Genomic DNA, 20,720 nt, shown 5'->3' on the forward strand with positions numbered 1-20,720 from the left:
ACCCACGCCAACGCAATCAAACTTGAAACTTGAAACTTGAAAGCGTGGGCGCGCACAGCAAGTTGGTATTCATTGCCGCGGGTGGCGCACAGTCACCTTTCCGCCCTTACGGCGGCTCACTTTTTGTCTTGTCAAAAAGTGAGCAAAAACCGCCTGCTCCTATCATCCGGCCCCTACGCTGCGCTCCGGGGTTCCCTCACTCCGGGCTTGCTCCCGGGAGGACCGCGCTGTAGGCCCCATCCTGGGGCCCAGCGCTTGACAGGCATCCATGCCTGTCACCTCCCTCCGCAAGCCCTGCGCTCAGCCTCCTGAAGTCGCGATCTGCGGCGCCTGAGCTACCGCGCGCTTAGAAGCAAAAGCCAAAGCAACGGCAACGGCAACGGCAACGGCAACGGCAACGGCAACGGCAACGGCAACGGCAACGGCAACGGCAACGGCAACGGCAACGGCATCTTGGGCTTAAACTGTAGCTCCAGTTCCAGGACGAATCTAATAGATGGGCATTGAAGGCCCGGTAGGCGGTAGCAATCCCCCCGCCCCAGCATTACCCTCGCCCCACCCAATCGGCTCATCAGCAGGCACCCGCATGGCCTTCACCAGTGACTCCTTGACGATCTTCCTGGCCGTGCTGGAGGCCGGGTCTTTTTCCGCTGCAGCGCGCAAGCTGGGCCGGGTGCCATCCGCGATCAGCATGGCCATCGCGCAACTGGAGGCAGAACTGGACCTGCCGCTGTTCGACCGTACCACCCGCAAAGCCTTACCCACCAGCGCAGCGCTGGCGCTGGAGTCGCAGGCCAGGCAGGTGATCTGCCAGCTGAACCTGCTCGATGCTCAGGCCCTGCAACTGCATCAAGGGTTGGAAAAACGCCTGACCATCGCCATGGCACCCGAACTGCAAACAGGGCCCTGGAGCCAACCACTACACGCCTTGGCGCAGGCCTTTCCTGGCCTGGAAGTGGAGGTGCGCTCGGCCAGCCAGCGCGAGGCCATCCGCTTGCTGCATGACGGTACCGTGCAACTGGCACTGGTCTTCGAACGCCCAGGTATCGATGAGCGTGAGTCGTTTCTCGAAGCCGGCAGTCAGCTACTGGTGGCAGTCGCCTCCCCCCGTCACCCCGCCGGCATGCAGGGCGCCTTGCCCCTGCCCGAAGAGACCTTCGCCGAACAGCGGCAGATCATCGTCGCCTCCGGCAACCCCACCGGCTCCGACCCGCGCATGGTGCTGTCCCGGCGCATCTGGCTGACCGATAGCTACCTGGCCACACTGGAGCTGGTGCACTCAGGCCTTGGCTGGGCCTATCTGCCGCAGCCCCTGGTCGAGCCGCTCATCGCCTCGGGCGCGCTGGCTGAGGTGCGCTTTGACAACATGGCCAGTCGCCTGCGCCTGTGGGTGGACATCATCTGGATCAAGCCTCGACCCTTGGGCCTCGGCGCACGGCACTACCTGGACAGCGTCCGCAAGCTATTCGAAAAGGACCCGCCCAGGGCCTGAGCCAGGCCGCTCACTGCACCGGGGCGAGCAATCGGTACCCTACCCCTGCCTCGGTGGCGATGAAGCGCGGCGCCATCGGGTCATCGCCAAGCTTCTGCCGCAGGTGCCCGACCACGATGCGCAAATAATGCGTGTCACCCACATGGGTTGGCCCCCAGATGTCCTTGAGCAGTTGCTGCTGAGTGATGACGCGCCCGGGATGGCTCGCAAGTTGCGCCAATAGGGCATATTCCTTGCGGGTCAAAGTCACATCGGCGTCTTCCAGGGTCACGCGTCGCAAGGCAAGATCGACGGTCAGCGGCCCGATACTGACGCAGGCCGGCGCGCTGCCCCTCTGCGGCACCTGCCTGAGCAGGGCACGAACGCGTGCAAGAAACTCCTGAATGCCAAACGGCTTGGTCACATAGTCATTGGCGCCGGCGTCCAGGGCGTCGACCTTCTGTACTTCGCTGGCGCGTACCGACAAGACCATCACCGGCACCGTGCTCCACTGGCGCAGTTCGCGCAGCACCTGCTGCCCGTCCATGTCCGGCAGGCCAAGGTCGAGGACCACCAGGTCAGGCTTACCCAAGGCAGCCTGCGCCAGCCCCTGGGTGCCGTTCTCCGCTTCAAGGACTTTATAGCCCTGGGAAGCTAGGCTGATGCGCAGGAATTTGCGGATCTGAGGCTCGTCATCGATGACCAGCAAGGTGGCGGTCTGGCTCATGGCACGTCGCTTCCAGTGTCCGGTTGGGTAGGCAGCGGCAAGCATAAGGTCATGCAGGTGCCAACACCATCTGTGCCCTCTCCAACCCTGACCTGACCGCCATGCGCCCCGACCATGCCCTGGCAGATTGCCAAGCCCAGGCCCGTGCCCTGGCCACCGCGATCACCGCGTGCAGCGGTGTAGAACATGTCGAAGACCTTGTCCCGGTCCGCCAGGGCGATGCCAGGGCCTTCATCGCTGACGGCGATATGCAACTGTTGGTCAAGCACCGTCACCTCGACACGCAGGCGCCCTTGAGCAGGCGAAAACCGCGCGGCGTTCTCAAGCACGTTGACCAGGGCCTGCTCGATCAACGCGGCGTGCACGAAAAGCAGTGGCAAGTTGGATGGCACCTGGATAATTAGGTTCAGGGGTGCCAGCACGGCCCGCAGTCGATGCAGCGCGCTGCCCACGATGTCGGCAGGCGCTACCCAGTCCCGAGCCAGCTTGAGACTGCCGTGCCCCAAGCGGGTCATGTCCAGCAGGTTCTGGATGTAGCGGTCCAACCGTTCCGCTTCGTCGCGGGTGCCTTCGAGCAGTTCACGCCGATCCGATTCGGCAATGACCTCCCCCAACGCCAGCAAGCTGTCGATGCTGCCGCGCATGGACGTGAGCGGCGTGCGCAAGTCGTGGGATACGGAGGCCAGCAATGCACTGCGCAGCTGTTCGGTCTCGCCGTGCAGACGCGCCGCCTCTAACTGCTCGGACAGCTGTGCCCGGGCCAGGGCCTGGGCCACTGGCTGCGCCAAGCCACGCAGCAATCGCCGCTCGGGGCCACTGAGCGCCTGGCCTGCGCACTGAGCCACGCCCATCAAGGCCAAAGGCTGGCTGTCCACGGTCAAGGGCCACCACCACCAACGCCCTTCGGGCAGTGTATCGCTACCAAATCCGGCCGCCTGGTCGTGCTGCCAGGCCCACTGCGCCGCTGCGCGCTCGTTGTCGGTAAAAGAAGTGGGGTCGCCGCTGGCTACGTGCAGTTGGCCATGCTCGTCGCGCTGCAGGATGCAGACCTGCAAGCCAAGCCGGCCATCGAGGTGCTGGTGCGCAGCCTCCAGCACCGCCTGACGGTCCGTGGCTCCGGTCAGGCGGCGAGACAGGTCCAGCAACTGGATGGTTTGCGCCTGGGTTTCACGCAGGGCCTGCAACTGACTGCGCTGGCGCGCGGCAAGGTTACCCGTGAGCGCGGCCATCAGCAGGAAAAACACCAGGGTCAGCACGTCCTCTTCGCGCTGGATACTCAGGGAAAAGTTGGGCGCAATGAACAGATAATCGTACGCCAGGAAGGACAGCATCGCACAAGCCAGGGCGGGCCCAAGGCTGGTGCGCACTGCCACCAGCAGCACCGCTGCCAGAAACACCAGGGAAATGTTGGGCAACGCCAGCACGCTGGTCACCGCCCAGGCCAGGCCCGCCGCCAGGACGGTCGCGGCCAGCGCCAACAGGTAATGTCGCCATGCCCACACATACCGGGCTGCGGGCTTGGGTGCCGAGCGCTGGACGTCGCGATCGAGCACATTGACCTCCAGACCATGACTGCCCCGCAGCAGCCGTGCAGCGACACCTGCGCCGAACAGTCGGCGGCGCCACCGGTCACGGGACTGCCCTACCAGTACCAGGCTGGCACGCCGCTCTCGGGCATGCTCGATCAGCGTACGAGCCACCTCCGCAGCGCGCAGCACGACCACCTCCCCACCCAGGCGCTCGGCCAGTTGCTGGGCGGCTTGTATTCGCTGGCGCCCGTTCTCGTCGTGCAGGCGCCCGTTGTCCACGTGGACCAGGCTCCAGGGCAAGTGCCGACGCTGCGCCACGCGACTGGCATGACGCACCAGGCGCTCAGCCTGGTCGTCGCCATCTACCCCGACCAGCAAGCGCCCGCGCAGCGCTGGCGCTGCAGTGCCGCCCTGGCGATAGCCCTGGGCGGCGTCGGTATCGACCTGGGCGGCAGCGGCCTGCATGGCCAGTTCCCGCAGCGCGCTGAGGTTGCGCTGGGAAAAGAATGCGTCGATGGCCGCCCTCGCTTGCTCAGGCACGTACACCTTACCTTCGCGCAGCCGTTCGAGCAGGTCGCGTGGCGGCAGGTCCACCAGCAACAGGTCGAACGCTTCGTGTACCACCCAGTCCGGCACCGTTTCACGCACCAAAACACCGGTGATGTCGCGCACTTTGTCGTTGAGGCTCTCCAGGTGCTGGACATTGACTGTGGTGTAGACGTCGATACCAGCGGCTAGCAGTTCCTGCACATCCTGCCAGCGCTTGGCGTGGCGGCTGCCCGGCGCGTTGCTGTGAGCCAGTTCGTCCACCAGCACAAGGCTGCCCGGGGTACTGAGCACCCCATCCAGGTCCATTTCGTGCAGGGTCACGCCCCGGTAACGGGTGCGCAACAGCGGTTGCTGGGGCAGGCCCGCCAACAGGGCTTCGGTTTCGGCACGCCCGTGGGTTTCGACCACGCCTACCAGCACTTGGCGGCCCATGCGCTGCTGGGCATGGGCATGGGTGAGCATGGCGAAGGTCTTGCCGACACCGGGCGCGGCGCCAAGAAACACCTTCAGCCGCCCTCGCCCCGGCTTTGGGAAATCTGCCAGCAGCGCATCGGCGCGGTCGGAATCACTCATGGGGTTTCCTTCACAGCAAGGGTCACAGGCCCTGGCCCGAACGGCTCATCCTTTCCAGTGCCTGGTTCAGGGCCAGGACGTTGACCACCGCAGGGCCCACCAATGGGCGCAGCGTGGCGGCTTCGAGCAGACCCTGCAAGCGTTCGATGGGTAGATGTCGGGCGGCGGCTACCCGTGGCAACTGATAGGCCACGGCCAGCGGCGGCAGGTGTGGGTCCAGCCCACTGCCCGAGGTTGTGACCAGCGCCAGTGGGACCGGCCCCTGCTCTGGCTGGTGCAGCGCGGCTGCCTGTGCCTGAACACGCTGCATCAAGGCTGGGTTGCCAGGGGCAAGGTTGCTGGCGCTGCTGGCCACGGTCGCGAAATCACCTGCCGAGGGACGGGAATGAAACCAACCGTCACCCTCGAAGCGCTGGGCGATCAAGGCAGAGCCGCGCACGCGACCCTGCTCGTCTTGCACCAGGCTACCATTGGCTTGGTAGGGGAACGCCACCTGGGCAATACCGGTGACTGCCAGGGGGTACAGCGCACCTGTCAGGAAGGTCATCGACAGAACCAGGCTCAGAGCCGGGCGTAGGTATGCAGTCATGATGGCCTCCTCAGACCAGGTGCAAGGCGTTGAGCAGCAGGTCGATGACCTTGATGCCGGCGAACGGTACGATGATGCCGCCCAGCCCGTAGATCAGCAGGTTGCGCCTGAGCAGCTGCGCAGCACTGGCAGCCTGTACCTGCACCCCACGCAAGGCCAACGGAATGAGCACGACGATAATCAGTGCGTTGAACACGATGGCCGACAGGATCGCGCTCTGCGGGCTTGCCAGCTGCATGACGTTGAGCACCCCCAGCTGCGGATAAATCACCGCGAACAACGCTGGCAGGATGGCGAAGTACTTGGCCACGTCGTTGGCGATGGAAAAGGTCGTCAACGCCCCACGGGTGATGAGCAGCGCCTTGCCAACCTGCACCACGTCCAACAGTTTGGTCGGGTCGCTGTCCAGATCGACCATGTTGGCCGCCTCCCGTGCAGCCTGGGTGCCATCGTTCATGGCCATACCCACATCCGCCTGGGCCAGAGCTGGCGCGTCGTTGGCACCATCGCCGCACATGGCCACCAGACGGCCGTCTTGCTGCTCCTGGCGAATGCGCGCCAGTTTTTTCTCCGGTGTTGCCTCTGCCAACACATCATCCACGCCCGCTTCGGCCGCGATGGCGGCTGCCGTGAGCGGGTTGTCGCCAGTGACCATGACGGTCCTGATACCCAGCTTGCGCAGTTCGGCAAAGCGTTCGCGAATGCCAGGCTTGACCACATCCTTGAGGTGAATCACGCCCAGCAGACGCTTGTCGAGGCACACCAGCAACGGCGTACCGCCTGACTGGGCAATGCGCTCTACCTCTCGGGCAAGGGCTGTCGGCATGTCCGCGCGCTGCATCTCGACGAAGGCAAGGAGCGCATCGACGGCGCCTTTTCGATAACGACGTGGCCCCAGGTCGATACCAGACAGGCGTGTCTGGGCCGTGAAGGCTACCGGTTGGTAGTGCCCGGCCGCCGGTTCGACGAAATCATGAAGCTGGTGCAGGTACTCGACGATCGACTTGCCCTCTGCCGTGTCATCGGCCAGCGAAGCCAGCAAGGCCCCCTCCCCCAGCTCACGGGCGGTCACACCGGGCGCGGCGTACAGTGCGCTGCAGCGGCGGTTACCGAAGGTGATGGTACCGGTCTTGTCCAGCATCAAGGTGTGCACGTCGCCTGCGGCTTCCACGGCGCGCCCTGAACGTGCGATGACGTTGAGGCGCACAAGGCGGTCCATGCCGGCGATGCCGATGGCAGAGAGCAAGCCGCCGATGGTGGTGGGAATGAGTGTGACGAACAACGCGGCCAGAAAAATCAGCGGCAAGCTGCCCCCAGCGAAGTGAGCAAAGGGTTGCAGGGTCACCACCACAATCAGAAACACCAGGGTCAGGCCGATCAACAGCATGTCCAGGGCGATCTCGTTGGGCGTTTTCTGCCGGCGCGCGCCCTCGACCAGGGCGATCATACGGTCCAGGGTGGAGTCACCGGGGTTGCTGGCGATGCGGATCAGCAGCCAGTCCGACACCAGACGGGTATTGCCGGTCACCGCCGAACGATCGCCGCCTGACTCCCGAATGACGGGCGCAGATTCCCCGGTGATGGCTGCCTCGTTGACGGCAGCGATACCTTCTATCACCTCGGCGTCGGCGGGGATCATCTCGCCAGCCTCCACCCGGACTACATCACCCTTGCGCAGGGATACAGCCGGCACGTTGTCGAAGCTGCCATCCGGATTGCGACGCCTGGCCGAGAGCCCCTGGCTGCCGGCTTTGAGGCTGTCGGCTCGGGCTTTACCCCGGCCTTCGGCCAGGGCCTCGGCGAAGTTGGCGAACAGCACGGTGAACCACAGCCAGGCTGCGATCTGCACCGCAACGCCTGGGGTGACGCCATTGGCCGGGGCCAGGCACAGCACGGTGGTCAGTAAGGCCGTAATGGCCACCACCAGCATGACCGGTGAGCGTTTGAGTTGACGTGGATCGAGCTTGAGCAACGCCTGCAGCAACGCTGGCCGCCACAGCGCGGCCAGCCGCGTCTGGGCTACTGCGTCTGGTTGGGCCTTGATCTCTGGAATGGGCATGTTCATGGTCATCTCTCAATAGGCCTGGCTCAAATGGTCGGCAACCGGCCCCAAGGCCAAGGTCGGCAGGAAGGTCAGCCCGCCTACCAGCAGGATGGTCAGCAGCAGCAGGAGGGTGAACAGTGGCCCTTGGGTGGGAAAGCTGTTGGGGCCTTGAGGTGCCTGTGGCTTGGCTGCCAGGCTCCCAGCCAGCGCCAGGACAGGCAGGATGTAACCGAAACGGCCGATCAGCATCGCCAGACCGATCATGAGGTTGTGAAACACCGTGTTGGCGCCAAAGCCTGCGAAGGCCGACCCGTTATTGGCGGCCCCGGAGGTATAGGCATAAAGCAACTGACTGAAGCCATGGGCGCCAGGGTTGCTCACCGCTGTGGCCGGCCCTGGCAGGCTGGCAGCGACGGCGGCCAGTACCAGCACGCCGACCGGCATCACCAGCAACGTCGCCATCAGCAGCTGTACCTCGCGGGCTTGAAGCTTCTTGCCCAGGTACTCCGGCGTGCGGCCGATCATCAGCCCGCACAGGAACACTGCGATCAGCACGAACAGCAACATGCCGTACAGGCCTGCCCCGACGCCGCCGAAGATGACTTCGCCGACCATCATGTTGACCATGGCCACCATGCCTGTCAGTGGGTTGAGGCTGTCGTGCATGGCATTGACCGAACCGTTGGAGGCTGCAGTGGTAGTGACTGTCCACAACACCGAACCCGTGATACCGAAGCGACTTTCCTTGCCTTCCAGAGGGGCTGCCTGCTCCACCTCGCTGACGTGCAGCGCCGGGTTGGGCTGGTGTTCGGACCACAAAGCCGATGCGCCGCCGACCAGAAACAATGCAAGCATGCAGGCCACAATGGCGCGGCTCTGGCGCAGGTCTTTCACGTAATGGCCGAACATGAACACCAGCGCCACGGGAATCAGGATGATCGCCGACACCTCGAACAGGTTGCTCCACGCTGTCGGGTTTTCAAACGGATGCGCCGAGTTGACGCCGAAGAAGCCACCGCCGTTGGTACCCAGTTGCTTGATCGCAATCTGGCTGGCTGCCGGGCCGAGCGGGATCAGCTGCTCGGCCCCTTGCAATGTCAGGGCATGGGCATAGTCGCTAAAGGTCTGGGGCACGCCCTGCCATACCAACAGCAGCGCCAGTAGCAGGGACAGGGGTAACAGCCCATAAAGCGTGGCCCGGGTCATGTCCACCCAGAAATTGCCCAAGGCCGCACTGCTGCGACGGGCGATACCACGGCACAAGGCTACCAGCACGGCCAGGCCCGTGGCCGCACTGATGAAGTTCTGCACGGTCAGGCCGAGCATCTGGTTCAGGTAGCTGATGGAGGCCTCGCCACTGTAGGCCTGCCAGTTGGTGTTGGTCACGAAGCTGACCGCGGTGTTGAAGGCCAGCGACCACTCAAGGCCGGGTAAGCGCTGCGGATTCAATGGCAGAAGGCCTTGGGCCACCAGCGCGCCGAACAGCAGTAGGAACCCAACTAAATTGAAGATCAGAAGCGCCAGGGCATAGTGGCGCCAGCCCTGCTGCTGCGATGGGCAGACCCCAGCCACCCGGTAACAGACATTTTCAATCGGTCCCAGTAATGGCGTAAGCCAGGTGCGCCGGCCTTCCATGACATTGAAGTAGTACCTTCCCAGCCAAGGGGCCGGTAGCAGGACAATGGCGAAGAAGGCCATCAGCAAGGCGATATCGTAGGCGTGCATTGGCGCCCCCTTAGCTGCGATCGGCGCGTAGTAGCGCCGTCAGCAGGTACACCGCCATGGCCACCGCGATCAGCAGTGACAACCCTTCGAGCAAGTTCATGAATCAATCCCCTTTAATGCGGCTGCGGCCGCTTTAGGGGGATTTTCGGTCAGGCCAGCGTAAAGGCTCGAGATCGTGGGGGCAGGCCTGGCATAAAGAACACGTAAAGAAACATGCTCGACCAGGCGGCAGGCCTAGGCAGTCGGGGTAGGCTGCACGTTGCGACTCCAGTCCAGCAGCAGGCTGTAGCCGATGGCCAGTAACGTCGGGCCGATGAACAGGCCGATGAAGCCGAAGGCAATCAGGCCGCCGAACACGCCGAGCAACACGATCACGAGCGGTAAGTCGCCGCCACGGCTGATCAGGTAGGGCTTGAGCACGTTGTCCACGCCACTGATCACGAAGGTGCCCCAGATACCCATGAAGATCGCCATGCCGTAGTCACCCTTCCAGATCAGCCAGCCGGTCACCGGCAGCCAGGCCAGCGGCGGGCCCATGGGGATCAGGCTGAGCATGAAGGTGATCAAACCAAGCACGATGGCACCCGGCACGCCTGCGATGAGAAAGCCGATCAACGCGAGCAGGGCTTGCGCCGCCGCCGTACCGATCACGCCATTGACCACCCGTTGTACCGTGCCGGCCACCAGGTTCAGGTAATACTCGGCGCGCTCGCCGGTCAGCCGGTGCAGCAGCCGAAGCACGAACGCCGAGAGCCGCGGCCCGTCGCGGTAGAAGAAGAACACGAAGACCAGGCTCAGGGTGAGTTCCAGCACGCCACTTCCGATCTGCGCGCTGCGGGCCAGGAGCCAGTTGCCCACCTGCCCCAAGTAGGGTTTGACCGATGCCAGCAGCGCGGCGCCCTGCTGGTCCAGCGACGACCACCAGCTGGCCATGCGTTCGCCTACCAACGGGATGTCGACCAGCCACACAGGCGCATCCGGCAGGCCATCGACCTGCACATCACGCACGAACAAGGTCGCATCACGAATGTGGTCGGCCAGGTTGAAGCCCAGCCAGACCAAGGGCAGCGCCACGATGAGGATCCAGGCGCTGGTCAACAATCCGGCGGCAAGGGTTTCGCGCCCACCCAGCACGCGGGTCAGGAACCGCATCAAGGGCCAGCTGGCGAATGCGAGGATGGCGCCCCACAGCAGCGCCGAAATGAAGGGGGCCATGACCCATAGGCCGGCGCCTAGCAATGCCAGCAAAAGGATCTGGATCAGCAGGCGATCATTGTCAACCATGGTCTTGCCCGTCAACGGATCAGTTCGAGGTGCAGGCCATCGGTCGGCGAATCGCCGAGCTCCAGGCGAGCGCTGCGTACACCGGCCTTTATCAGTGCTTCACGCCAGGCCTCGGCCTGGGCACCGCTCAGGGTGGCGCGCAAGGTGCTGTCCAGATTGAGGCTGCGTGCAAGCAGGGTTGCCCAGGCCGGCTGCGGCTCGCTCAGATCAGGATAATCGAGCTTGCCGGTGTCACGCATTTCACGCAGCACGGTTGCAGCAGTAGGCAGCAGTTCACCCAACGGGCTGGCGGCGACGAACTCCTCCACATGCAGGTAGGCCCGGCGATTACCACGGGTCACGCTGTAGAGTGCGACCAACGTATCGGCCTGCTCGGCAGAGCGGCGCAGCAGGATGAACGCCTGGCGCTCATCGCCACCATTGAGCCGAGCATTGGCAAAGACATCGTTGGCCCACAGGCTAGCCTCGCCACAGTCGCGGCCCTGGCACCAGAACAACGGATACCCGCCGTCTTGCTGCAAGGCCTCGCGCGCGCGCGTGAAAGCCTCCCGCGCGGAGCGCTCAACCGGCAGCTCATAGGTGGTGGAACTGACCTGGCCACGGCTCTCTACTTTATCCTCCACCCGCAGGCGGCCGCTAATCTTGCGCAGTGGCCCCAATGGATAGACGCGCTCCTGCTCCACAGCCGGGCGCTGATCGACAACCTTGGCGTCCACTGGCACTGGCAGGCTGCCGGCCCAGAGCGTGGTGCTGGCAAGCAGCGCGCTGAAGGCCAACAGGCAACGCAAGGCGGCAGGCGCATTCATAGGCGGCCCACGCGGCGCTCGGCGTCAAGGTGAAGCATGTACATGTCTGGCAATTGCATGGTTGTCTCCCTGATCAACCCGCCAAGCCTCGACACTTGTCCGGTGCAAGTCAAGCAAAGCCAAAGAAGCGATTGAAACAGTCTGCTACAAGCGTTGCGCCCTGCTCATCGTTCAGGTGCAGGTGATGGCCACCGGGCAAGGTCACCTGTTCAAAGGGTAGCTGCTCAAGCAACCCCTCGCGACGCGCCAGCATACCCTGCGCTGCCACCACCAGGCAGCCGGGGCACTTGACGTGCCGCACGTAGGCCATCGCCTGGGCTTGCGTCAGGCGCATCGGCGAGGGCAAGGTCAGGCGACTGTCGCTGCGCCAGCTGTAGCCACCGGCCACGGGCATCAGCCCACGCTGGGCCAGCAGCTCGGCCGCTTCGCGGCTCACCGCGACCATGCCCTTCATGCGTGCCTCCACGCCTTGGTCCTGGGTGCTGTACACCGACTTGCGCTTGGTATCGAGGCGCATCTGGGCGCGCAGCGCCATCCCGAGCCGCTCGGCAGCATCCTGCTCCTCACCGGTAGGCGGGATGAGGCCATCGATGAGCGCCAGGTGGCTGACACGCTCGGGCAATGCGGCGGCCAGTTGCACGCTGATGATAGCGCCCAGTGAATGCCCCAGCAGGGCGAAGCGCTCCCAGCCAAGTTGCTCGGCTGCGCGCACGATGTCGTAGGCGTAGTCGGCCAGCGCGTAGCCGGCACCCGGCGGACGATGTTGCGAATGGCCATGACCGGCCATGTCCAAGGCCACGATGCGCAGGCCCCGAAGGCGGGGCGCCAGGCGCGCGAAGCTGTTGGCGTTGTCCAGCCAGCCGTGCAATGCGATCACCGGCAGGCCGTCCTCGGGGCCGAACACGTGGCCGGCCAGCTCGATATGGCCAAGGTTCAAGCGTATGTCTTCGACCTGGATATTCATGCCTGACCCCACCGATCGAACAGGCCCTTGATCAGGCTGGCGGTATCTTCCGGGTGCTCAAGCGGGAACATGTGGCCACCCGGAACGCTGTGATATTCCCCCTTCGGCATGCCCCGCACCGCCAAGGCATGATGACGACGCACCACGGTACTGGCCTGACCACGGACCATGGCCAGCGGCAGGTGCAACTGCTGAACAGGCGCAGGGCTCAGGTGGGGTACGTTGCGATAGATGCTGATTTCGATAGCAGGATCGAAGCGCAGGCACAGCGCGTGCTGATGCTCGTGCAGGCCATGCTCGACGTAGGCATCCAGGCAGTCGGGGTCGAAGTGGCGGAACAGTGATCGGCTGGCGAAATAGGAACGGGCACTGAGCCGATCTTCGAATTCGGCGCGCCGACCTAGCGTCCGGCCGGCCGGGGTAATGCGGTCGATCAAGCCCAGGTGCTTGGCAGCGCGCAGCAGCCACTGGTCTGCGCGGGTCAGCACGGGCGAGTCGAGCATGACCACGCCCCGGTAGAGCTCAGGTCGCCGCAGGGCGGCATGCAAATGCAGAACACCCCCTAACGAATGTCCCACACCCCATACGGGGCCTGGCTGCTGCTCAAGGTGGTACAACAGCTCGTCCACCAGGCTCTGCCAGTTGGCGTCTACCGGAAAGCGCGGATCGTGGCCGTGCTGGGGCAAGCTCTGCACAGAGTAGTCCGGCGCCAGGGCGGCGAACAACTTGCCGTAGGTTGCCGACGGAAACCCATTGGCATGGGCAAAGAATATCGGTTGCGGCATGGTGGGCTTCCGGGCGCAGAGAGTGGCCCATTGTGGTTGTCCACCAAGCCCCAGGCAACGTTCGGAAAGGTCATCGGCAAGGGCGATCAGGTCAGGCCGATCGATCAAAGCTACCCAGCGAGCGGCGCAGACACGCCTTGATGAAGGCTTGCTGGCTTTCCAGCGCCTCGCGCGCCAGACGCTGGTCTTCAGCGTCAAGATCCAATCTGCGCAGCGCCAGGCAGCTGGTTTGTATCAGGTGGGCCACGCGGGTGCAGGCTAGCTGCAAGGCAAGCAGTTCCTGCTCGGCTTGCTGACGTCGACCTTCCTCAAGCGCCGTGTTCGCCTCGATCTTGCGCATCAGGTGATAGAACTTGGCGTCGGAGACCTCCCGCAGCAAGCTGTGCTGGGCGTGGTCCAGGGCGATGCCTTGCTCGACCTTCTCCGTGGTGGTTTGCAGGTTCAGCGAGCACAACAATTTCAACATTTCGCCCGTCATCGACCCAACCTTATGCCTGTTCTTTGTGACTAAGCTAGCAAGTCGCAATCGATTGAAACAACTAACAAAAATGCCAGTTGCCTCCATTGCAAACCTGTATGACGTAGCCAGCGCAGGCAATCAGCAGGACATGTGCAAGGCGCGCAGCGACATCAATCCCGCCAAGGGCCAATCCCCTTCTAGCTCCGCTAGGCTTGCCGTGCCCATGGCGGCCGGCCGCTGCAGGTGACCGTGCTCGAGCAACCCGACTAGGTGGCCGACCAACGGCTGGTGGCTGACCAGCAGCACGTGATCCAGACCAAGGCGTTCAATCTGGCCGATCGTGTGTTGCACATCGCTCTCGGGCATCAGCCACGGCACCGTGCGTACCGGCTCGCTAAACCCCAATGCCTCATGGACCAACGCAGCGCTCTGCTGCGCCCGAACATAAGGGCTGGCAATGATCGCCTGCAGTGGCTTGCCTGCCAGGTGTGCAGCGCTGTGCAGAACCTGCTCGTGACCGCGCGCGGTCAAGCGCCGCTCGGCATCGCGGGTGGCTCGCGGCTCGGCTTCACCGTGGCGCAACACCCACAGGTTCACAGCTTGGGCTCTCGGTCAGGTTCAGCAGGCGCAGGCGCGCGCGCCACATGGGGCGCCTCGCCGTCCGCCGGGCGTGGTGCTGGCCAATCGGCAAACGGCCAGGGCTTCTGATCGGTATGGAAGGTGCCGAAACGTCCGATCTGAGCCAGGTACTGGCTCAGGCTATCGCCAACGTCCATCACGCTGGCGCTGGGCGCACCGTAGATCAGTCGATAGATCAACTGGACTACTACCAGACCGGCCAGCAGCAACTCGGCCAATTGCCAGACCACCAGGAAAACCAGCATCCAGACCACGCGCAGGATCAGGGACTCGCGCTGGGCATGTTCAGGGGTATCGTTCATGTGTCGCTCCTTGCCGTTTGCCAGGGTTATCAGGGTTCAGTTGAAGCCGCTGGTGGAAATGAAATCGACATCGGTCTTCGGCTCGGCGCTCATCAGGTGCTCGATCACCTGATTCAACGTGCGGCCTTCGAACAGGATGGCATGCAGGCCGGCGACCAGGGGCATGTACACCTGCGCCTGCTGGGCCTTGGCCTTGAGTACCTTGAGGGTGTTGACGCCCTCTGCCACTTCCCCCAGCCGACTCACCGCCTCATCCAGGCTCAGCCCTTGGCCGAGCGCGTAGCCCACCTGGTAGTTACGACTCTTGGGTGAGGAGCAGGTGACGATCAGGTCGCCCACGCCGGCCAGGCCCAGGAAGGTCATGGGGTTGGCGCCCTGACTGACTGCAAAGCGGGTCATCTCGGCCAGTGCGCGGGTGATCAGCATGCTCTTGGTGTTCTCGCCCATGCCCAGCGCCACGGCCATGCCAGCGATGATGGCGTAGACGTTCTTCAGGGCGCCACCGAGTTCCACGCCAAAACGGTCACTGCTGGCATACACGCGGAAGGTCCTGCCATGCAGCACAGCCTGCACCTGTTGGCACAGGCGCTCGTCTTCGCTGGCCACCACAGTGGCAGTCAGGGCGTGCTCGGCAATTTCCCGGGCAAGGTTGGGCCCGGAGAGCACACCTATGCGCGCCTGCGGGGCGATCTCCTCGACGATCTGGCTCATCAGCTTGAACGTCTGGGCCTCGATCCCTTTGGTGAGGCTGACCAGTCCTTTGCCACGCAGCAGGTCGGCATGTGGCGCCAATACGCTACGCAAGGCACTGGAGGGCAAGGCCACGAAAATCAGGTCGCACGCCTGGAGCGTGGCCAGCAGGTCATTGACCGGCTCTACCCCCTCGTGCAGCCCAATGCCCTTGAGGTAGCGCGGGTTCTCGCGATGCTCACGCATCGCCTGGGCCTGTGCCGGGTCGCGCATCCATTGGCGCACGGGCACACCGTTCTGTGCCAGCAGGTTTGCCACGGCCGTGCCGAAGCTGCCGCCGCCCAGAACTGCAACAGGTTGCTGATCAGTCATATCCAATCCGTTAACACCTAAAATAAATGGCGACCGGCGCATTATACGGGTCACCTGCCCTGCGCCAAGGCCGGTCGGGCATTGCTCGCCCAGGCCAGGTGCATGCCCACTGATCGGCCAGCATCAATACCGCCGCAGATCACTGGCAAAACGGCAAAGTTCATTTACCATGCCGGCTTACCCACGATACAAGGCCGCTCCGTGCTCCCTGGCTCGCCTCCCTACCCGCGGCTGTTGCTGTTGACCGCCCTGCTCGGTGCACCTGCGCTGGCAGATGACTTGTTCATCGACAACAGCGACCTGCCACAGGTTTTGACTGCAACCCGCCTCAAACAATCCCCGGCTGCGGTGCCAGGGAGCATGACCGTGCTCGACGGCGCCTTGATCCGGGCCAGCGGCGCGCGTGACATCCCCGAGCTGCTCAGGCTCGTGCCAGGGATGATGGTGGGCTATTTGGCTGGCAATCAACCGACCGTCAATTACCACGGCAGCAACGTCAACGAAGCGCGCCGCATGCAGGTGCTGATCGACGGCCGCTCGGTGTATCGGGCCGGGCTGGCGACGGTAGACTGGAGCGATATCCCGCTGGCGCTGGAAGACATCGACCGAATCGAGGTGTTCAGAGGGCCGAACACGGTCAGCTATGGCGCCAATGCCTTGATGGGTGTGGTGAACATCCTCACCCGCAATCCTGCCGACAGCCACGGCACGCGCCTGAAAGTCACGCGCGGGCAAAACGGCACCGACGACTTCTATGCCAGCCAGGGCTTTGGCTGGGACAACGGCGATATGCGTCTGTCCATCTCGGGCCTGCAAGATGATGGGTTCGACCATGACCAGTTCGGCCAGCACTACCGTGACAGCCGCCGCGCCACACGTTTGAACCTGAGCGCCAGCCATGCCCTGGCGCAGGACCAGACACTGGACTGGCAACTGGCCGCCAAGGAAGGCACCAACCAGCGGCCCTATACCTACCAGCCAGTGTTCCCGTTCGTGACCCAGCGCGGCAAGGATGCCGACGTCAAGTCCATGGACTATGCAGGCTCGGTGCGCTGGAACATCGACTTTGCCGCTGAACACAGCCTGTACGTCCAGGGTTCGGCGCAGCACTTCGACCGCCAGCAAGTGTGGCGGGCCTGCGACGCGGCGTTGTCCTTCAGCCCTGAACTCACCCGCCTCTGGCAAATGAACCCCAATTACGCCGAACGGGTAGCCCGCGGCGCGAACAACCCGCCCCCTAGCAGCAACCCTCAGGAGCAGGCCCTGGTCGATGCGATCAAGGAGCAGTGGAACAACCAGGGCGGCAGTGACGTGGTGTGCGGCGATGTCGACCAGAGCACGCGTGAAACCCGCTATGACCTGGAAATCCAGGACACCTACAGCCTGACCGACAGCCTGCGCCTGCTCAGCGGCATGAACTATCGCTATGATCGTGCCGACTCGCAGACCTACTTCAATGGCAGCGTGGACGATCAGACCTGGCGGCTTTTCGGGCAACTGGAGTGGCGAGCCGACGAGCACTGGATCGTGCAGGGCGGCGCCATGTTCGAGGATTCGCGGCTCTCTGGCAGCTCGCTTACCCCACGGTTGGCGGTCAATTACCTGATCACTCCGCGCCATGGCCTGCGCGCCGTCTATTCCGAGGCGGTACGTTCGCCTGACATGTTCGAAAACAACGTCAACTGGAGCTACACCGTCAAGAACCTGATGCCCTACGCCTTTGGCCAGCAGCATGGCGAATACTTCGTCAAGACCCGCGGCCCTGGTGACCTGGAGCAGGAGCACATGCGCTCGCGTGAGCTGGGCTACAACGGCTACTTCAGCGATCTGGACCTGAGCATGGACCTGAAGGTGTTCTTTGATGAGATCACCGGCATGATCAGCGAGCCGCTCAAGAACAACCAGTACATCGCCAGCAATGCGAACCGCGCGCGCTTCAGCGGCAGCGAGGCCCAATTCGATTGGCGCCCTACCCTGCGCGACCGGCTGCGGTTGACCTTCGCCCATGTCGACGCCTGGGCCAGCAATCCTGCCGACCGCAACCTCAGCGCCAGCAACAGCGGCTCAGTCGGCTGGATGAGGGACTGGGGCCACGGCTGGTCCAGTGGTGCTTTCTATTATGGAGACGATGCCCTTAATCAGTACCGCTACGAACGCCTGGACCTGCGCGTGGCCAAGCGCTGGCGCGTGTACGAGAGCACCCTGGAACTGGCAGCCCTGTGGCAGCAACGCCTGGATGATGAGCCCACCACGGCCGTGCAGAACCGCTACGACAGCCGGCATCGGCTGAGCCTGAGCGCGGAGCTGGAGTTCTGATGGTTCGGTTGCTGCGCCTGTTGGTGCTATGGCTGTGGCCATTGGGACAGTTGTCCGCTAGCGAAATCCTGCTGGTCGGCGCCCAGGACCAGCCGGGCATCCGCAGCTTCATCGCTGCCCTGGAAAGTCGACGCCCCAATGACCACGTGCATTTCCAGGCTGCCAGCGAGCTGCCTGCGCCGGGCCGGCTTGACCTGGACCTGCGCTTGGTGTTGCTGGACGATGAGGCACTGCAATGGCGCCTGTCGCAAACCGCCGGGCCACCGGCACTGGCCATGAGGGTCAGCCGGGTGCAGGTGGAACAGCGCCTGGGAAAGTCACGCCCCGGGTTTCTCACCTTGCTGTGGAGCGACCCGCCGCTGGATCGGCAACTGCGCTTGACCCGCTACCTGTTGCCGCAAGCCAGGCGCATCGGGGTGCTGTACGGTGAGCACAGTGGGTTTCTGCTGGATGAGCTGCGCCGTGCCGCGCAACCGCTTGGCCTGGAGATCGTGGCACAGGCTTGGCCCGACCCGCGTGACAGCCGCCCCTTGCAATACCTTCTGGGCAGCAGTGACGTGCTGCTCGGGCTCGATGATCCGGACCTGTACAATTCCAAGACAGCAAAAAACCTGTTGCTCAGCAGTTACGGCCGTCAAATGGCCTTGATCGGACCCAATGCCGGGTTCGTTCGAGCCGGCGCACTGGCCAGCACCTACAGCGACCAGCAAGATTGGCTGAGCGTGCTCGACAGCTTGCTCGGGCAATCGCCTGCGCGCTGGCCCCGCAGCCTCTACCCAGCTCATTTCGGGGTCAGCGGCAATCAGCAGGTGGCACGGGCGCTGGGCCTGGAGCCCATTGATCCCGATGCCGCTGCCCAAGCCCTGGCTGCTGGAGAGCGCACCCCATGACCAAGGGCCTGAACTGGGACATTCATACGCGCACACAGATCATCAGCCTAGGCCCGGCGCTGCTGCTGACGCTGCTTTTGATCAGCTTCTTCACGTTCGTGCGCATCCAGGATTTGCGTCAGGAGCTCAACCACACCGGCCAATTGATTGCCAACCAGCTTGCGCCCGCGTCCGAATACGGAGTCATCTCAGGCAACAATGAAGTGCTCGAAGGCCTGATGCGCGCCACCCTGAGCATTCCCCACGTGCGGTTTCTGGAGGTGCAGGACAGCCGCAACCATATTTTGGTGTACGTCGAGCAGTCTGACGAAAGCACCAACCGCGCCCAGCAGGTGGAGGTGTTTCAGGCGCCGATTCGTCTGCAACAGATTCGACTCGAAAGCGATTTCCTCCAGGAAGGCCTGGCGGCTGCCCCGGCTATTGGCGATGACTACCTGGGGCGGGTCATCGTCGGCATGTCGGACGATGCGTTCAGTCAGCGTCAGCAGGAGATCGTGATCAAGGCCGCCGTGCTGGCGTTGTTCGCACTGCTGTTCACCTTCTTGCTGGCTCGCCGCCTGGCCCTGAGCCTGGCCAAACCCATCAGCGACATGGGCCATGCCGTCAAGGCCATCCAGCAGGGTCACTACGATACGCCCGTTCCAGTGGTGGACGACAGCGAGCTGGGGCATCTGGCCCGGCACATCAATAATCTGGCCCGCGCGCTGGAGCAGGCCAGTACCGAGCAGAAGACAGCCATTGCCGAGCTGATCCAGGCTCGCGAAGAGGCCGAGCAGGCCAACCGCGCCAAGTCCGATTTCCTGGCCATGATGAGCCACGAGCTGCGCACACCGCTCAACGGTGTACTGGGCATGCTGCAATTGCTCGAAACCACCTCGATGAGCAGCGAGCAGGCCGAATACACCGCAGTGGCGAGCGAGTCGACGGGGCATCTGCTGCGGGTCATCAATGACATCCTCGATTTCTCGCGGATTGAACGGGCGGCCTTGCAGCTCGAGCACATCGACTTCAACCTCGGCGAGCTCATCACCCACTGCGTCCAGTCATTCCAGCATGCAGCGCAGCAACAAGGGCTGACGCTGGACTTGAGCCTGGCCGAGAACACCGCCCAGTTGCAGGTGAACGGCGACCCTACCCGGATCCGGCAGATTCTCCTGAACCTGATCGGTAATGCCCTGAAGTTCACCGAACAGGGGCAGGTGCGGGTCGAGGCCCGTTGGCAGGTGATGGATGAGCAGCGCATCTGGCTGACCTGCAGCGTGCAGGACACGGGTATCGGCATCGACAACGATCGCCTGGAGATGATGTTCGTCGCGTTCCAGCAGGCCGACAGCTCGATTTCCCGTCGCTACGGCGGCACCGGCTTGGGCCTGTCCATCGCGCGCACCCTGGCCGAACGCATGGGTGGGCACCTGCATGGCCAGAGCCTCGAAGGCCATGGCTCGACCTTTACGCTGGAGATGCCCCTGGCATTGCCAGCATTGACGCGCCGGGCCCGCCACGTTGCGCCGCCCGGCCAGCTTGCCTGGACCGAACCCACCAGGGTATTGCTGGTCGAAGACAATGCCGTCAACCAGAACGTCACCGAGGCCATGTTGCGCAGCCTGGGCGTTGAGGTGAGCACGGCCGATGACGGTCAGCAGGCCGTGGAGCAGGTCAGGCTGCAGCATTTCGCCGCCGTTTTCATGGACTGTGGCCTGCCCTACATGGACGGTTACGAGGCCACGCGTCAATTGCGCCTGCTGACAAACGGCGCGCACGTACCGATCATCGCCCTGACCGCCAATGCGTTGCAGGGTGACCGCGAACGGTGTATTGCCGCAGGGATGGATGACTACCTGAGCAAACCCCTGCGCCGCAGTGAATTGCAGCAGGTGCTGGCGCGCTGGCTGCCAGGACAGGCAACCGCGACTGGCGATAAATGCTAAAGTGCGGCAGTCTTAAACACTGGACAGGACTCCTTTCGGACCTGAAAATAGACATTTCAGTGCACACCTGTACTTCT

The 20,720-nt window shown here is 63.7% G+C and carries 18 protein-coding genes; 4 read left to right on the forward strand and 14 right to left on the reverse strand.

Annotated features, from left to right (window positions below; translation table 11 throughout):
* Nucleotides 1-586: 586 nt before the first annotated feature.
* Entirely contained in the window at nucleotides 587-1,492 is a 906-nt protein-coding gene (locus tag ACF8GB_RS00640) for a LysR family transcriptional regulator (protein ID WP_145257347.1), read from the forward strand.
* Nucleotides 1,493-1,502: 10 nt separating this feature from the next.
* Here the strand turns inward: ACF8GB_RS00640 and ACF8GB_RS00645 are convergent, their stop codons facing one another.
* The 14 genes from ACF8GB_RS00645 to ACF8GB_RS00710 all read right to left on the reverse strand — a co-directional run bounded on the left by ACF8GB_RS00645 (nucleotide 1,503) and on the right by ACF8GB_RS00710 (nucleotide 15,509).
* Complete coding sequence (locus ACF8GB_RS00645; RefSeq protein ID WP_078478813.1) at nucleotides 1,503-2,198, reverse strand: response regulator; 696 nt, start codon at nucleotides 2,196-2,198, stop codon at nucleotides 1,503-1,505.
* Nucleotides 2,195-4,849: a DUF4118 domain-containing protein gene (locus tag ACF8GB_RS00650; RefSeq protein ID WP_392526432.1), complete on the reverse strand. Its 2,655-nt coding sequence runs from the start codon at nucleotides 4,847-4,849 to the stop codon at nucleotides 2,195-2,197. Before ACF8GB_RS00650 ends, ACF8GB_RS00645 begins: the two co-directional genes overlap by 4 nt.
* A gap of 22 nt (nucleotides 4,850-4,871) precedes the next feature.
* The gene (gene kdpC, locus ACF8GB_RS00655) at nucleotides 4,872-5,438 is read right to left on the reverse strand and encodes a potassium-transporting ATPase subunit KdpC (protein WP_326384104.1); all 567 of its coding nucleotides are present in this window, start codon (nucleotides 5,436-5,438) and stop codon (nucleotides 4,872-4,874) included.
* Between the two features lie 10 nt (nucleotides 5,439-5,448).
* Nucleotides 5,449-7,503: a potassium-transporting ATPase subunit KdpB gene (gene kdpB / locus ACF8GB_RS00660; protein WP_392526433.1), complete on the reverse strand. Its 2,055-nt coding sequence runs from the start codon at nucleotides 7,501-7,503 to the stop codon at nucleotides 5,449-5,451.
* 9 nt (nucleotides 7,504-7,512) lie between these two features.
* Entirely contained in the window at nucleotides 7,513-9,207 is a 1,695-nt protein-coding gene (gene kdpA, locus ACF8GB_RS00665) for a potassium-transporting ATPase subunit KdpA (protein WP_392526434.1), read from the reverse strand.
* A gap of 10 nt (nucleotides 9,208-9,217) precedes the next feature.
* Complete coding sequence (gene kdpF / locus ACF8GB_RS00670; protein WP_058639621.1) at nucleotides 9,218-9,307, reverse strand: K(+)-transporting ATPase subunit F; 90 nt, start codon at nucleotides 9,305-9,307, stop codon at nucleotides 9,218-9,220.
* 134 nt (nucleotides 9,308-9,441) lie between these two features.
* Nucleotides 9,442-10,491: an AI-2E family transporter gene (locus tag ACF8GB_RS00675; protein WP_392526435.1), complete on the reverse strand. Its 1,050-nt coding sequence runs from the start codon at nucleotides 10,489-10,491 to the stop codon at nucleotides 9,442-9,444.
* Between the two features lie 11 nt (nucleotides 10,492-10,502).
* Entirely contained in the window at nucleotides 10,503-11,297 is a 795-nt protein-coding gene (locus tag ACF8GB_RS00680) for a DUF4892 domain-containing protein (RefSeq protein WP_392526436.1), read from the reverse strand.
* 109 nt (nucleotides 11,298-11,406) lie between these two features.
* Nucleotides 11,407-12,261 (reverse strand): alpha/beta hydrolase, encoded by an 855-nt coding sequence (locus tag ACF8GB_RS00685; RefSeq protein ID WP_196121902.1) that lies wholly within the window; start codon nucleotides 12,259-12,261, stop codon nucleotides 11,407-11,409.
* The gene (locus ACF8GB_RS00690; RefSeq protein WP_058639962.1) at nucleotides 12,258-13,046 is read right to left on the reverse strand and encodes an alpha/beta fold hydrolase; all 789 of its coding nucleotides are present in this window, start codon (nucleotides 13,044-13,046) and stop codon (nucleotides 12,258-12,260) included. Before ACF8GB_RS00690 ends, ACF8GB_RS00685 begins: the two co-directional genes overlap by 4 nt.
* A 91-nt stretch (nucleotides 13,047-13,137) precedes the next feature.
* On the reverse strand, nucleotides 13,138-13,512 hold the full coding sequence (locus ACF8GB_RS00695; RefSeq protein ID WP_058639964.1) for a hypothetical protein: 375 nt from the start codon (nucleotides 13,510-13,512) through the stop codon (nucleotides 13,138-13,140).
* A gap of 132 nt (nucleotides 13,513-13,644) precedes the next feature.
* The gene (gene sixA, locus ACF8GB_RS00700; protein WP_078478820.1) at nucleotides 13,645-14,103 is read right to left on the reverse strand and encodes a phosphohistidine phosphatase SixA; all 459 of its coding nucleotides are present in this window, start codon (nucleotides 14,101-14,103) and stop codon (nucleotides 13,645-13,647) included.
* Complete coding sequence (locus ACF8GB_RS00705) at nucleotides 14,100-14,447, reverse strand: DUF4389 domain-containing protein (RefSeq protein ID WP_058602678.1); 348 nt, start codon at nucleotides 14,445-14,447, stop codon at nucleotides 14,100-14,102. The genes sixA and ACF8GB_RS00705 overlap by 4 nt, the downstream gene beginning before the upstream one ends.
* A gap of 36 nt (nucleotides 14,448-14,483) precedes the next feature.
* Nucleotides 14,484-15,509 carry an NAD(P)H-dependent glycerol-3-phosphate dehydrogenase gene (locus ACF8GB_RS00710; protein WP_058602677.1) on the reverse strand — a complete coding sequence of 342 codons (1,026 nt, stop codon included), beginning with the start codon at nucleotides 15,507-15,509 and terminating at the stop codon, nucleotides 14,484-14,486.
* Between the two features lie 201 nt (nucleotides 15,510-15,710).
* Here ACF8GB_RS00710 and ACF8GB_RS00715 point away from each other — a divergent pair, with 201 nt between their 5' ends.
* Genes ACF8GB_RS00715 through ACF8GB_RS00725 form a run of 3 tightly spaced genes read left to right on the forward strand, consistent with a single transcriptional unit; the run spans nucleotide 15,711 to nucleotide 20,643 of the window.
* Nucleotides 15,711-17,825 carry a TonB-dependent receptor plug domain-containing protein gene (locus ACF8GB_RS00715; protein WP_392526437.1) on the forward strand — a complete coding sequence of 705 codons (2,115 nt, stop codon included), beginning with the start codon at nucleotides 15,711-15,713 and terminating at the stop codon, nucleotides 17,823-17,825.
* Complete coding sequence (locus ACF8GB_RS00720) at nucleotides 17,825-18,715, forward strand: ABC transporter substrate-binding protein (RefSeq protein WP_197844746.1); 891 nt, start codon at nucleotides 17,825-17,827, stop codon at nucleotides 18,713-18,715. Before ACF8GB_RS00715 ends, ACF8GB_RS00720 begins: the two co-directional genes overlap by 1 nt.
* Nucleotides 18,712-20,643: an ATP-binding protein gene (locus ACF8GB_RS00725; protein ID WP_196185411.1), complete on the forward strand. Its 1,932-nt coding sequence runs from the start codon at nucleotides 18,712-18,714 to the stop codon at nucleotides 20,641-20,643. The genes ACF8GB_RS00720 and ACF8GB_RS00725 overlap by 4 nt, the downstream gene beginning before the upstream one ends.
* Nucleotides 20,644-20,720: the final 77 nt, after the last annotated feature.

This window comes from Pseudomonas sp. xss_4, assembly GCF_043104125.1.
Lineage (GTDB): Bacteria > Pseudomonadota > Gammaproteobacteria > Pseudomonadales > Pseudomonadaceae > Aquipseudomonas > Aquipseudomonas parafulva_B.

Bases quoted from the DNA above. Each gene is read 5' to 3' on its own strand.
- ACF8GB_RS00640 (WP_145257347.1), top strand. From the start codon at position 587: ATGGCCTTCACCAGTGACTCCTTGACGATCTTCCTGGCCGTGCTGGAG.
- ACF8GB_RS00645 (WP_078478813.1), bottom strand. From the start codon at position 2,198: ATGAGCCAGACCGCCACCTTGCTGGTCATCGATGACGAGCCTCAGATC.
- ACF8GB_RS00650 (WP_392526432.1), bottom strand. From the start codon at position 4,849: ATGAGTGATTCCGACCGCGCCGATGCGCTGCTGGCAGATTTCCCAAAG.
- kdpC (WP_326384104.1), bottom strand. From the start codon at position 5,438: ATGACTGCATACCTACGCCCGGCTCTGAGCCTGGTTCTGTCGATGACC.
- kdpB (WP_392526433.1), bottom strand. From the start codon at position 7,503: ATGAACATGCCCATTCCAGAGATCAAGGCCCAACCAGACGCAGTAGCC.
- kdpA (WP_392526434.1), bottom strand. From the start codon at position 9,207: ATGCACGCCTACGATATCGCCTTGCTGATGGCCTTCTTCGCCATTGTC.
- kdpF (WP_058639621.1), bottom strand. From the start codon at position 9,307: ATGAACTTGCTCGAAGGGTTGTCACTGCTGATCGCGGTGGCCATGGCG.
- ACF8GB_RS00675 (WP_392526435.1), bottom strand. From the start codon at position 10,491: ATGGTTGACAATGATCGCCTGCTGATCCAGATCCTTTTGCTGGCATTG.
- ACF8GB_RS00680 (WP_392526436.1), bottom strand. From the start codon at position 11,297: ATGAATGCGCCTGCCGCCTTGCGTTGCCTGTTGGCCTTCAGCGCGCTG.
- ACF8GB_RS00685 (WP_196121902.1), bottom strand. From the start codon at position 12,261: ATGAATATCCAGGTCGAAGACATACGCTTGAACCTTGGCCATATCGAG.
- ACF8GB_RS00690 (WP_058639962.1), bottom strand. From the start codon at position 13,046: ATGCCGCAACCGATATTCTTTGCCCATGCCAATGGGTTTCCGTCGGCA.
- ACF8GB_RS00695 (WP_058639964.1), bottom strand. From the start codon at position 13,512: ATGTTGAAATTGTTGTGCTCGCTGAACCTGCAAACCACCACGGAGAAG.
- ACF8GB_RS00705 (WP_058602678.1), bottom strand. From the start codon at position 14,447: ATGAACGATACCCCTGAACATGCCCAGCGCGAGTCCCTGATCCTGCGC.
- ACF8GB_RS00710 (WP_058602677.1), bottom strand. From the start codon at position 15,509: ATGACTGATCAGCAACCTGTTGCAGTTCTGGGCGGCGGCAGCTTCGGC.
- ACF8GB_RS00720 (WP_197844746.1), top strand. From the start codon at position 17,825: ATGGTTCGGTTGCTGCGCCTGTTGGTGCTATGGCTGTGGCCATTGGGA.
- ACF8GB_RS00725 (WP_196185411.1), top strand. From the start codon at position 18,712: ATGACCAAGGGCCTGAACTGGGACATTCATACGCGCACACAGATCATC.